Consider the following 12,060-nt stretch of genomic DNA (forward strand, 5'->3'; position numbering starts at 1 on the left):
GTCCTGTTGGAATGCGACCCGAAAGGTGCCCCATGAAACCGATTGTCTTCGCCGCCGCGACCTGTCTTCTCGCGTTAAATGCCGAATTCACAGCCGCCGCCGAGGCGACTGTGGAGCACGTGACAAAAACAGAATGGAAGGCGGTGTTCGCCAAGGTGGAGGCGCGCAACAACATCCCTGCACGCTCGCGCTTGGGCGGGACACTCGAAGAGATTTCGGTTGTCGAGGGATCGCAAGTCACTCAAGGTCAGCACATCGGCACCACGGTTGACGAAAAACTGGTGCTGGAACTGCGCGCCATTGATGCGCAGTTGATGTCCCTGAACTCGGAACTGACCAATGCCCAGGCAGAGCTTGCGCGCGGTCTGAACCTGCTGGAACGCGGTGTAACGACCGAGCAGAATGTTGACGGCCTGCGCACCAAGGTCGAAGTGATCCAGGGCCGGATCGGTGCGACTGCGGCGCAAAAGGACGTGTTGCTGCAACGCACGGACGAAGGCCGGATCCTCGCCCCCATCTCCGGCACCGTGATCTCGGTGCCGGTAACCGCAGGTTCGGTTGTGCTCCCTGGCGAGATGATCGCGGCCATCGGTGGCGGCGGCTTCTTTCTGCGCCTGGCGGTTCCTGAAAGGCATGCGGATTTCCTCAACGAAGGAGACACAATCCAGATCGGCGGTACTGAGGGCACTGAAACCGGGACCCTGGCCAAGCTTTACCCGCAAATCGAAAACGGACGGGTGATTGCCGATGTTGAGGTGGCAAACCTCTCGGCAGATTTCATCGGGCGCCGGGTCTTGGTGCGGCTGCCGGTCGGCCAATCCGAAACCATCGCGATCCCGGTGGATGCAGTTGAAACCCGGATGGGGCTCGATTTCGTCCGTGTGACCTCTGCCAACGGCGAGGCATCCGAAAGGGTCGTGATGGTCGGCGAACCGTTCGATGTCGCTGGAACCAGAATGTTCGAGGTCCTGTCCGGCCTTCGTGTCGGCGAAACGCTGGTGACCGGTCATGAATGATCCCAAGACGCCAGGCGGCCTCGGCATTGCCGGCGGGCTGACCCGGGCCTTTATCGGCTCGGCTCTGACGCCACTGATGATTCTGGCCGCCCTTGCCATGGGCTTGGTCGCCCTGATCAGCCTGCCACGCGAGGAAGAACCGCAGATCTCGGTACCGCTGGTCGATATCCACATCCAGGCCCCCGGGCTGAGGGCCGAGGACGCGGTCAAGCTGGTGACCGAGCCGATGGAAACCATCGTCAAAGGCATCAACGGGGTAGAACATGTCTACTCCCAGACCAGCGACGACTATGCGATGGTCACGGCCCGTTTCCTGGTTGGCACGCCAGCAGACAACGCCATCCTGCGGGTACATGACAAGGTTCGCGCCAATATCGACCGCATCCCGGTCGGCATACCCGAACCACTGATCGTCGGACGCGGTATCGACGATGTGGCAATTGTCTCGCTGACGCTCAGCCCAAAGGACCCCGCAAGCGGGATTGCCGCCAATGACCTGACGCGGATTGCACGTGAATTGCAGGTGCAGGTGGCCAAGATCGCCGATGTCGGATTGACCTATCTGGTGGGCGAAGCCCCCGAGGCGATCCGCATCGCCCCCGATCCCGAACGGCTGGCGCTCTATGGCGTGACCCTGCAACAACTGGCCGGAAAGGTGCAGGGCGCGAACCGCGCGCTGGCGACCGGTTATGTCCGCGACAGGGGCGAACAAATCGCGCTGGTTGCAGGGGAAACCCTGCAAGCGCCCGCTGAAATCGCCAATCTTTTGCTGACCACCCGCGACAACCGGCCCGTCTATGTGCGCGATGTGGCGGATGTCAGTTTTGTACCCGATACCTCGGACCGGATCGTCGCCAATGTGACCCGTGGACCGGATGGCACCATCGAACGGACCCCTGCCGTCACTCTGGCCATCGCCAAGCGGGCGGGCGCGAACGCCGTGATCGTAGCCGAGGAAATCCTGCACAAGGTCCATGCGCTCGAAGACAGCCTGATCCCCGATAGCGTCAAGGTTACGGTCACCCGCGACTATGGCGAGACCGCAAATGAAAAGGCCAATGAGTTGCTGTTTCACCTCGGCCTTGCCACGGTGTCCATCGTGGTTCTGGTCCTGTTTTCCATTGGCTGGCGGGAAAGCATCGTCGTCGCCGTTGTCATCCCGGTCACCATTCTGCTGACGCTTTTTGCGGCTTGGATCATGGGCTACACGCTGAACCGGGTGTCGCTTTTTGCGCTGATCTTCTCCATCGGCATTCTGGTCGATGACGCTATCGTTGTGATCGAGAACATTGCCCGCCACTGGGCAATGCCGGACGAGGCCAGCCGGTCGCAAAAGGCGATCCGTGCCGTGGCCGAGGTGGGTAACCCCACCATCGTCGCCACGCTCACCGTGGTGGCAGCGCTATTGCCGATGCTTTTTGTCTCGGGGCTGATGGGCCCCTATATGAGCCCGATCCCAGCCAACGCCTCTGCCGCGATGATCTTTTCCTTCTTTGTCGCCGTGATCATCACCCCCTGGCTGATGGCCAAGATCGCCGGTCGCGCCCCGGCCCATGGCCATGGCGGCGGGCACGATGCCGAACACGGCGGGGCGCTGGGGCGGCTATATCGCGCTGTGGCGCGTCCGCTTTTGCGGACCAAGGGCGGCAGCGGGCTGTTCCTGCTACTGGCGGCGGTGCTTTCCTTTGGCTCTCTCGGCGCGCTCTACACCCGCGACGTGACGGTCAAGCTGCTACCGTTCGATAACAAATCCGAGCTTTCAGTGGTCATCGACCTGCCCGAGGGATCCTCGGTCGAGGCCACGGATGCCGTGGCGCAGGCTGTGGCGACCGCAGTTCTGGAGCTGCCCGAAGTGATCTCGGCCCAGACCCATGCGGGCGATGCGGCACCGTTCAATTTCAACGGCCTTGTGCGTCACTACTACCTGCGCGCGCGGCCAGAGATGGGCGACGTTCAGATCAACCTGACCCCAAAGGGAGAGCGCGACCGCACCAGCCACGACATCGCCCTGGAGATCCGGCAACGGATCGCAGAGATTGACGTGCCTGCGGGCACCAGTCTGAAGACGGTCGAACCGCCACCGGGCCCGCCGGTCATCGCCACGCTCTTGGCCGAGGTCTATGGCCCCGATGGCGAAAGCCGCCGCGCCGCGGCAACCCGCATCCGTGAAGCGTTCGAATCCGTGCCCTATATCGTCGATGTCGACGACAGTTTCGGCACCCAGCCGCGCCGCTTGCGTGCGACCGTCTCGACCGACCAGCTCGATTTCTTCGGCGTCGAGGAACAGGATGTGTTCACCACGCTGGCGATCCTGAATGCCGGTCAAACAGTCGGTTACTCGCACCGGGGCGAAGGCCGCTATCCGATCCCGATCCGGGTTGAACGGGACCAGGCCAACCGCGTGGTCGACGAGCGCTTCCTCTCCACCCCGGTGCCCGCCAATGTGCTTCCGGGTGCGCGCGGTGTTGTCGAACTGGGCAACGTGATCGAAATGCGCGAGGAACATGCCTCTTTCCCGGTCTTCCGTCACAACGGTCGTGCTGCCGAAATGGTGATGGCCGAGCTTGCGGGCGAATTCGAAGCACCGCTTTACGGCATGCTGGCGGTGGCCGACGCCTTGGAGCAGATGGAGTGGCCCGAAGGCGAGAAACCCGAGATCCGCCTGAACGGACAGCCCGAGGATGAAAGCAAGATCACGCTTCTCTGGGATGGCGAATGGGAGGTGACCTGGATCACCTTCCGCGACATGGGTGCGGCCTTTGCCGTGGCGCTCTTGGGCATTTACATCCTGGTGGTGGCGCAGTTCGGGTCGTTCCGCTTGCCGCTGGTCGTGCTGACCCCGGTGCCATTGACATTCCTCGGTATCATTGCCGGGCACTGGCTGTTTAGTGCACCCTTCTCGGCGCCGTCGATGATCGGGTTCATCGCGCTTGCAGGCATCATCGTGCGAAACTCGATCCTGTTGGTGGATTTCATCCGCCATGCCGACCCCGCGCTCGACAAGATCGAGACCTTGATCGAGGCAGGCGCGATCCGATTCAAACCAATCCTGCTGACAGCCGTTGCGGCGATGATCGGCGCCGCGGTTATTCTGACCGATCCGATCTTTCAGGGTCTGGCGCTGTCGCTGCTCTTTGGCCTGCTCAGCTCGACCTTGCTGACGGTGCTGGTGATCCCGGCGATCTATCGCGTGTTCAAGACCTGAGCACGCGGGCATAGACCAAAGTGCAATTGCCCTCCTCCGTCGCGCATGGCCCAATGCGAGACGGAGGAGGAGCCGATGTTCACACGCAGCAGTGCACTTGCCGTCGCCATTAGCCTGGTGGCCGGATCGGTCTCTGGTGCGCCACAGGTGCAACTGGAGGATCCCTTTTCATCGGGAATGTGGGACTATCACCAGGAGGCACTCTTGGGCGACCCGGCGAAGATCCGGTTCGATGACCGTGTTCGGGTCATTGCACCAGACACGGCCGAGGACGCGTTCAACGTGCCGCTGCTGGTCGATGCTACCGCGCTGAGCGATGTGGAAGAGATCGTGATTTCGGTAGACTATGGCCCCATCCCCAAGATCCTCAGCTTTTTCCCTGGCGATGCCGAACCAAAACTTGCGTTGCGGTTCAAGATCGATCAGGCGACCGCGATCCGGGCCTCGGTCCGCACCCGGACGGACGGCTGGCACGTCGGCGGCACGCTGATCGATGCGGCAGGCGGCGGCTGCACCGCACCGGCGCTGGCCTATGCCTCCGACGATTGGGAGGAGAAGCTGGGCGAGATGCATGGCAGGCTGTGGCGCTCCTCGGGGCGCGCCAGGGTGATTGTCGATCACCCGATGGACACCGGGCTGGCCGATGGCATTCCGGTCTTCATCATCCGCGATCTCACCTTCAGCACCGACGATGGCCATGAAGTTGCCCGCATCGCATTGAGTGAACCGGTGAACGAGGATCCTGCCTTTACCCTCTATTTCGATCCCGAAACCATGCCGTCCCTGCTGCATGTGCGCGGCCGCGACAACAATGGCAACGAGATCGAAGGCATCCTGACCGATGAGGAAGTGAACTGATGACCACCCGCCGGGCGGCGCTTGGACTGTTGGCGGGCGGTGTGGCGCATGTCGCCCAGACCTCGCCGCTCTGGGCGGAGGCGCGACACAGCTATGACCTGCGCCCAGTTCCCATTCTCTCCGGGGTCTGGATGATCGAGGGCGCGACCGAGTATTTTTCCCGCGACAATGGCGGCGCCATCGTCAATTGCGCTATCCTGCAAGGCAAGAGCGGGCTGATCCTGATCGACAGCGGTTCATCCCGCCGATACGGCGAAGCACTGAATCTGGCACTGCGCAAACTGGACCTGCGCGGCGTCTCGACAGTGATCAACACCCATCACCACCCGGACCATTACTTTGGCAATCAGGTCTTTGCCGACAAGCCGATCCTGGCGCTTGCCGACACCATTGCCGCCGCCCGCACCGAGCAAGACGGATTTTCGGACAACATGTATCGGCTGCTGGGCGATTGGATGCGCGGCACCGAACCGGTGCCCCCGAGCGTCGAGATCGGAACCGGTGACATCGTCGTGGACGGCCGTCGCCTGACCGCCCTGCCCCTTGGCGGCCATACCGCCAGCGATCTTGCCTTGATCGACGCCGAAACCGGCCTGCTGATCACGGGCGATCTGGTGTTTCTCGACCGCGCGCCCACAACGCCACATGCCGATCTGGAACGCTGGCAGGATGCGCTGACAACGCTTGCGGCGGTACAGGCACCGGCAGTCCTTCCCGGCCATGGCCCGCTCGACCGCGCGGGCATCGCGATCCGGCAGACCAGCGCGTATCTGACCTGGCTGAATGACAGGCTGGTCGCGGCTGCTGGCATGGGCCTCGACATGATCGAGATCATGGAATCACCCCTACCCGACCAGTTCGCCTCCATGGGGGCGCAGCCGCAAGAGTTTCACCGTTCGATCAGCCATCTGTATCCCGAGATCGAACGGATGATCCTGCCGCGCGCGAACTGAGCGGCGTCATTGGACCCCGACAGGAACCGGCTCAACCGGGTCCAAACGCCAACCGAGGTCCGCCCAACCATCGGTGCCGTGCGGGTACCAATGAACCCGCGAGTACCCCAGGGCCGCGATCCTCTGAGCCGCGTTCCAGCTCATCCAGCAATCGGCCACACAGAAAACAACAACTGCATGGGCCTTCTTGCCGCCGGTCGCCCGCTCCAGTTCCAGTTGCAAGTAGTGTTCGATCACCGGTTCAAGCACGCCGCGCCCAACCTCGGGCAGCCAGACCGCCCCCGGCAGGCTCATGCGCGGCTCGGATACCAGCCAGGTGCCATCCAGTTCGTCAAACCGGGACTGGGACGCCCCGTACACATCCAGCGCCAGCGCCCCACGGTCCAGGAGCATCTTTGCCCGGAGAGCCGAAACCCGGCGCACAGGCATCGGAATATCATCCGGCACAGGTGCCCGGTGGCGGGCGATCCTGTATCCGGTCTCGGGATGGAACAGATCGGACCGCCGTTCGCGAATGTCGCCGTAGCTCTCCGCCACGCCAACTTCGGCCAGCCATACGAGCAAAAGACCAATCACGGCAGCGATCACGCGCATTACCATTTCCTCCGGGGTTTCCGGCCCATTTTGGTGACCCGGCGGGACGACCTGTCAAGCTGCAAGGTGTCGGATTAGACCTTTGTCCAATGTCGCCGGTTCGCGGCTTTGGCTAGCTTTCGACCCTGCGCGCATTGCTCTTCTGCCTGATCACGATTTGCCTCTCGACGGCGGCCAGAGCGAAATTTCTGATCCCGGCGCAGATCGAACCCTTTGTCAAACCTTGCGGTGGTGTCAGACGAATTCGAACCAGTCTCCACAAGGACAGTGGAACTGTCCGTTATGCCGTGCCGAGACCGCGCCATTCAGCAAGCGCGGCGGCACGTTTGAGTTTGAAATTGGGTCGTGAGTAAAGGCTTCTTTCCGAGTTGAAGAGGTTGTAAACTGAGGCGTGGACGGAGGCGAATTTCTGCAAACTTCGCATGCGCCGGAAGCGAAGCATCGCCCTCTCCCGTCGTCGAAATGGCAAATGCGAGTTCTCCGCCCGGTTGTTCAACCAACGGCCGGTTTCCTGTCTGTTGGCCAAGCCGATGTCTTTCAACGCCGCGCTGTAGGAGCGCAGCAGATCCGTGACAAATTCTTCCGGGCAGCCATGTTTACGCATTGCTTTCTTTAAGAATTTCAAGGCGGCCTTCTTGTCCCGTCTCTTCGTCACAAAGCTTTCGAGAACCTCACCTTCGTGGTCCACGGCCCGCCAAAGATAGTGTTTCTCGCCGTTGATCTTCACGAACATCTCGTCCAGATGCCAGCGCCATCGGCTGGATTTCATGCTTGCAATTCGGCGCTTTCGGATCTCGGCTGCGAACAGTGGACCGAACCGATGCCACCAAAATCTCACAGCTTCATGACTGACATCGATGCCACGTTCGTGGAGCAAATCTTCCACATTGCGAAGGGACAGAGGGAAACGAACGTACATCATAACCGCCAGGCGGATGATCTCCCGGCTCGTTTTGAAATAACGAAATGGATCAGGTTTGGTCATCCGGCAAAGCTACAAAACCGCCCTACCCATCTCAAGCTGGTTTGCTCTGACAGTACCGTTGGCGGGCTTTTTGGCGGGTAAACTCAATTCACCCTGAAATTATCTAATATTATCAATGATATATGGCGGACAGTGAGGGATTCGAACCCTCGAGACGGTTCCCCGCCTACACACTTTCCAGGCGTGCGCCTTCGACCACTCGGCCAACTGTCCGTGACGGGGTGTTTCGACTATCACGCTAAGATTTGCAAGGGGGTTTTTCCCTTTATCTCTACCCGTCCAGATGCATATAGACACGGCGGTTTTGACGGCCTTTCTTCTCGACCTTGCCCAGCCGGACGCGCCCGATCTCGCCAGTGCGGGCGACATGGGTGCCGCCACAGGGTTGCAGGTCGACTTGATCTGCACCCTGTCCGATCCGCACCAGCCGCACCCGGCCGCTGCCGCGCGGTGGCGAAACAGACATGGTTTTGACTAGGGCCGGATTGGCCTCGAGTTCGGCATCGGTGATCCAGTCTTCGGTGACCGGCAGATCGCGGTCGATCAACGCTTGCAACGCCTGTTCCAGGGCTGCCTTGTCCTCGGGCGCTTCGGGCATGTTGAAATCGAGCCGCCCCTTGTCGGTCGCAATAGCGCCCCCCGAAACCTCAAGCGGGATCACGACCGACAACAAATGAAGCGCGGTATGGACCCGCATATGGGCATAGCGCCGGTCCCAGTCGAGATGCTGCATCACCTCTGTGCCGACCTCCGGCAGCGTCGCACCTTCGCCGGGGATAACGGCAATTGCGCCCTCGCCGACCTTGAGCGTGGTCGTCACGATCATTTCACCCCCGTCCCAGTTCAGCCGCCCACTATCACCGGGTTGACCGCCGCCAGTGGCATAGAACAACGACCGATCCAGGATCACGCCGCCTTCGGCCGTGTGGGCAGACACCCGGGCCGGCGCCTGGCGGCAATAGGCATCAAGCATGAAGAGGGGTTCAGTGCTCATCTTCCGTTCCTTCATCCATATCGGCTTCGGTCAGCGTCACTGGGGACGATGCATCAACCTCCGCTTCGGTCGCCGCCACGCTCGCGGTCGCCGCCGCCCCGGTCAACATCTCGGGATTGCGCAACCACACGTCACGTTGGGCAAAGGGTATTTCGATCCCTTCTTCGGCGAACCGCCGGTTGATCTCGTGGTTCATGTCGGATTTCACCGATAACGCCCAGTTCACATCACGCAGGATGGCCCGGATCTCGAAATCGAGCGAATCCGCCCCAAAACGCTGGAACACCACATTGGGCGCCGGGTTGGCGAGCACCATGGGATGCGCCTCGGCAATCTCGCGCAGGATCGCCTCAACCCTGCGTGTATCGGTACCATAGGCCACGCCGACCGGCACGATCACCCGGCCCACGGTGTTACCGCGCGTATAGTTGGTGACACTACCGCTGATCAGGTCCGAGTTCGGGATGATGACATCGGTGCGGTCAAAGGTTTCAATCCGGGTCGAGCGAACCGAAATGTCCCGCACATAGCCCATCTGCCCGTTGACGTCGATCCAGTCCCCCTTGGAGATCGGCCGCTCGATCAGCAGGATGATGCCCGAGACAAAGTTCGACACGATGGTCTGTAGACCAAAACCGATACCAACCGAGAGCGCGCCCGCGACAATCGCAAGGGAAGACAAGTCAAACCCAGCCCCCGTTATCGCCACCAGAGACGCCAGAAACAGCCCGATATACCCGGTTCCCGCCACGATCGCATTCTGACCACCGGCATCAATGCGCGTCTTGGGCAAGAGCGAGTTGCGCAACCCGCCCTGCAAGAGTTTGGTCATCGTGTATCCGACAGTGAAAATCACCACGAATGTCAGGAAGTTGGACGGGGATATGGTTACGCCGCCAATGTCGAATCCTTGGATAATCCTTGCCCAGATTTCCGTCAGGTCCGACTCCCGCGCGCCCCAATAGAGCGCCAGGAAAGGCAGGGCCAGAATCGCCAGAACGAACCCGACAATGACTGAGAACAACGAGTCTTCAGCATCGCCACCTTGCCCGGTAATCAATCCATACAAGTTGCTAATGAACCTTTGCAGAATGACTAATGCCGCAATAAGCGCGAGTGTCTTGATCGCCGGATAGATCAGCGCCTCTGCCGCATTGTTGTACCCCATGATCGCCAGCAATGGGGAAGCTATGCCAAGCAGGTAGAGTCCTTTCCGGATACCTTCGACCAAACGGCTGAAACCGGCGGAACGCACAGGCTCTCCCGTGGTAGTAACCGTAGAGTCCTGCGACGTTTCACGGGCTCGGCGCAAGCGCAACAACAGCAGCGAGGCAAGCGCGACTATGGGGAATCCAACAACCGAACGCGTTTCGGCCGACACGTTTTCGACACGTGCAAACAGAGTGACCAGTTCGAACAAGACAAGCGAAACGGCAAGCAAATCTATGTAAAGCCGGATTTCTTTTACACGCGACTGAGAAACCCGTCTAAACCCGTTTGCAGCGCTGGCCAGGTAGAACTGCCTGCCGATCCAGTTGAAGTAAAGGATCGCGGCAGCCCAATAAGGAACCTGTTCAAGAAGCAAAGTTCCACGAACGCCCGCAATGCTTGTCATCGACAGAGCACTGACCAGCAAGATGACACCGATCCAAGGCACCAGAATCCGCAACAAGGACACGATGAAGGTCCATACGCCGCTACCGATCCCGCCGAGTGCGCGCAGATAGTCCCCGGCCCTTTCGGACCAGCGCCGCCCCCGTATCAGAAACACAACGCCGACAAACGTCAGAAACAGAATGGCGGGCCCTTTGTGGCGTAGCTGCTCGCGCACGACATCGGAGCGGATGCTGAAGGCCAACTCGTTGACCAACGCCGAAAGCGCGCGGTTGATATCGCTCCAAGCGTCTGGCCAATAGCTTGGGTTCAGCGGCGATGGCCCTCTGGCGAGCAGCTCTTTTTTCTGTCGGCTTCTCAGAATCCGGTCGATTTCGGCGATCAGACCGTTTGCCCGGCTAAAGGCTTCTTCCGACACGATCCTCGGAACTGTCAGTTGCGAGAGCTGGTCTTCCAGATGTGCACGCAGCTTGGCAATGTCTTCCGGCTCGGCACTGCTTTCCTCGGGTGCTGGTCCTAGGGCCGCTAGCTGGCTTTGCAGCGTCTTGATGCGGTCCGAGTTCTCGCCTCGAACGCGGTTGAAGATATCCCTGTACCCGGCCAACTCCGCCCGCAACTGTTCGAAGGCGACATCCGAAGCGCGATTCACTTCGATGACCTCTTCGGCTCGCTCCGCAGTCGCCTGCCAGCGTTCGTAGTAGGCCCGCCCCTCGTCGCTCAGCTGGGCGACCGTCATGCTGGCAAAAGCAATCAGAATGACCGCCAACAGGCTGCGGATTAGGCGAGGATATTGCATTTCTCAGACGTCCTCGAACACGCCGGGAATGGAGCTGGGCCCGCGCGTCATCCAATCGGGGACCGGCAGGCCCTTTTCCCGCAGGAACTCGGGATTGAAGAGCTTCGACTGATAGCGGGTGCCATAGTCACAGAGCATGGTGACGATCGTATGACCCGGTCCCAGGTCGCGCGCCATGCGCACGGCACCTGCGATGTTGATCGCCGTCGAGCCGCCCATAACCAACCCTTCATCGCGCAGCAGGTCAAAGATATAGGGCAGTGCCTCGCCATCGGGCACCTGGCAGGCGAAATCGGGTGTAAAGCCTTCAAGGTTCTTGGTGATGCGGACCTGACCGATGCCTTCTGCGATCGAACCGCCCTCCATGGCCAGTTCTCCCGTGGTGTAGTAGCTGTAGAGAGCCGCCCCCATCGGATCCGCCAGACCGATTTTTACGCCCTTGGGCTGGAGCGCCTCAGCGACACCGGCCAGCGTCCCGCCCGACCCAACAGCACAGATGAACCCATCTACCTTGCTCTCGGTCTGCTCCCAAATCTCGGGGCCCGTGGTCTCGATATGGGCCTGCTTGTTGGCGGTATTGTCGAACTGGTTCGCCCAAACGGCTCCGTTTGGCAGCGACTTGTTCAGCTCTTCTGCCAACCGGCGCGAGTAGTGCACGAAGTTGTTCGGGTTGCGATACGGTGCCGCCGGAACCTGAACCAGCTCCGCGCCCGCGAGGCGCAACATGTCCTTTTTTTCCTCGGATTGGGTCTCGGGGATCACGATGACCGTCTTGAAACCCATCGAAGCACCGACCAACGCCAGGCCGATGCCGGTGTTTCCCGCCGTGCCTTCGACAATCGTGCCACCGGGCTTGAGATCGCCGCGGGCAATCGCGTCCTTGATGATATAGAGCGCCGCCCGGTCCTTGACCGATTGGCCGGGGTTCATGAACTCTGCCTTGCCGAGGATCTCGCATCCGGTCATTTCGCTGACACGGCGCAGCCGGATCAGCGGTGTGTGTCCTACGGCGTCAGCCAAGTCGCGTGCAATGCGCATAATGTCC

Annotated in this window: 9 protein-coding genes and 1 tRNA gene; 4 read left to right on the plus strand and 6 right to left on the minus strand. The window is 60.8% G+C overall.

What is annotated here, in order from left to right:
• The first annotated feature begins 32 nt into the window (after positions 1 to 32).
• The 4 genes from OE747_RS00850 (at position 33) to OE747_RS00865 (ending at position 6,032) form a co-directional block, all read left to right on the plus strand.
• Entirely contained in the window at positions 33 to 1,016 is a 984-nt protein-coding gene (locus tag OE747_RS00850) for an efflux RND transporter periplasmic adaptor subunit (RefSeq protein WP_263826720.1), read from the plus strand.
• Entirely contained in the window at positions 1,009 to 4,221 is a 3,213-nt protein-coding gene (locus OE747_RS00855; protein ID WP_263826721.1) for an efflux RND transporter permease subunit, read from the plus strand. Before OE747_RS00850 ends, OE747_RS00855 begins: the two co-directional genes overlap by 8 nt.
• Before the next feature lie 75 nt (positions 4,222 to 4,296).
• Positions 4,297 to 5,079, plus strand: a complete 783-nt coding sequence (locus OE747_RS00860; protein WP_263826722.1) for a quinoprotein dehydrogenase-associated SoxYZ-like carrier — start codon at positions 4,297 to 4,299, stop codon at positions 5,077 to 5,079.
• Positions 5,079 to 6,032 carry a quinoprotein relay system zinc metallohydrolase 1 gene (locus tag OE747_RS00865; RefSeq protein ID WP_263826723.1) on the plus strand — a complete coding sequence of 318 codons (954 nt, stop codon included), beginning with the start codon at positions 5,079 to 5,081 and terminating at the stop codon, positions 6,030 to 6,032. Before OE747_RS00860 ends, OE747_RS00865 begins: the two co-directional genes overlap by 1 nt.
• Positions 6,033 to 6,038: 6 nt before the next feature.
• Here the strand turns inward: OE747_RS00865 and OE747_RS00870 are convergent, their stop codons facing one another.
• From OE747_RS00870 to OE747_RS00895, 6 genes are all read right to left on the minus strand, one after another.
• Positions 6,039 to 6,569, minus strand: a complete 531-nt coding sequence (locus tag OE747_RS00870; RefSeq protein ID WP_404818285.1) for a PQQ-dependent catabolism-associated CXXCW motif protein — start codon at positions 6,567 to 6,569, stop codon at positions 6,039 to 6,041.
• 337 nt (positions 6,570 to 6,906) lie between these two features.
• The gene (locus OE747_RS00875) at positions 6,907 to 7,611 is read right to left on the minus strand and encodes an IS6 family transposase (RefSeq protein WP_263826725.1); all 705 of its coding nucleotides are present in this window, start codon (positions 7,609 to 7,611) and stop codon (positions 6,907 to 6,909) included.
• A 123-nt stretch (positions 7,612 to 7,734) separates the two neighbouring features.
• Positions 7,735 to 7,824: transfer RNA gene (locus OE747_RS00880), tRNA-Ser, on the minus strand.
• 58 nt (positions 7,825 to 7,882) lie between these two features.
• Positions 7,883 to 8,605 carry an alanyl-tRNA editing protein gene (locus tag OE747_RS00885; protein ID WP_263826726.1) on the minus strand — a complete coding sequence of 241 codons (723 nt, stop codon included), beginning with the start codon at positions 8,603 to 8,605 and terminating at the stop codon, positions 7,883 to 7,885.
• Positions 8,595 to 11,015 (minus strand): DUF3772 domain-containing protein, encoded by a 2,421-nt coding sequence (locus OE747_RS00890; RefSeq protein WP_263826727.1) that lies wholly within the window; start codon positions 11,013 to 11,015, stop codon positions 8,595 to 8,597. Before OE747_RS00890 ends, OE747_RS00885 begins: the two co-directional genes overlap by 11 nt.
• 3 nt (positions 11,016 to 11,018) lie before the next feature.
• Positions 11,019 to 12,053: a cysteine synthase A gene (locus tag OE747_RS00895; RefSeq protein ID WP_263826728.1), complete on the minus strand. Its 1,035-nt coding sequence runs from the start codon at positions 12,051 to 12,053 to the stop codon at positions 11,019 to 11,021.
• Positions 12,054 to 12,060: the final 7 nt, after the last annotated feature.

It is taken from the genome of Ruegeria aquimaris, assembly GCF_025751555.1.
GTDB lineage: Bacteria > Pseudomonadota > Alphaproteobacteria > Rhodobacterales > Rhodobacteraceae > Ruegeria_B > Ruegeria_B aquimaris.

Excerpts from the sequence above, each read along its gene's own strand:
- OE747_RS00850 (WP_263826720.1), top strand. The coding sequence starts at position 33 with ATGAAACCGATTGTCTTCGCCGCCGCGACCTGTCTTCTCGCGTTAAAT.
- OE747_RS00895 (WP_263826728.1), bottom strand. The coding sequence starts at position 12,053 with ATGCGCATTGCACGCGACTTGGCTGACGCCGTAGGACACACACCGCTG.
- OE747_RS00860 (WP_263826722.1), top strand. The coding sequence starts at position 4,297 with ATGTTCACACGCAGCAGTGCACTTGCCGTCGCCATTAGCCTGGTGGCC.
- OE747_RS00890 (WP_263826727.1), bottom strand. The coding sequence starts at position 11,015 with ATGCAATATCCTCGCCTAATCCGCAGCCTGTTGGCGGTCATTCTGATT.
- OE747_RS00865 (WP_263826723.1), top strand. The coding sequence starts at position 5,079 with ATGACCACCCGCCGGGCGGCGCTTGGACTGTTGGCGGGCGGTGTGGCG.
- OE747_RS00855 (WP_263826721.1), top strand. The coding sequence starts at position 1,009 with ATGAATGATCCCAAGACGCCAGGCGGCCTCGGCATTGCCGGCGGGCTG.
- OE747_RS00875 (WP_263826725.1), bottom strand. The coding sequence starts at position 7,611 with ATGACCAAACCTGATCCATTTCGTTATTTCAAAACGAGCCGGGAGATC.
- OE747_RS00885 (WP_263826726.1), bottom strand. The coding sequence starts at position 8,605 with ATGAGCACTGAACCCCTCTTCATGCTTGATGCCTATTGCCGCCAGGCG.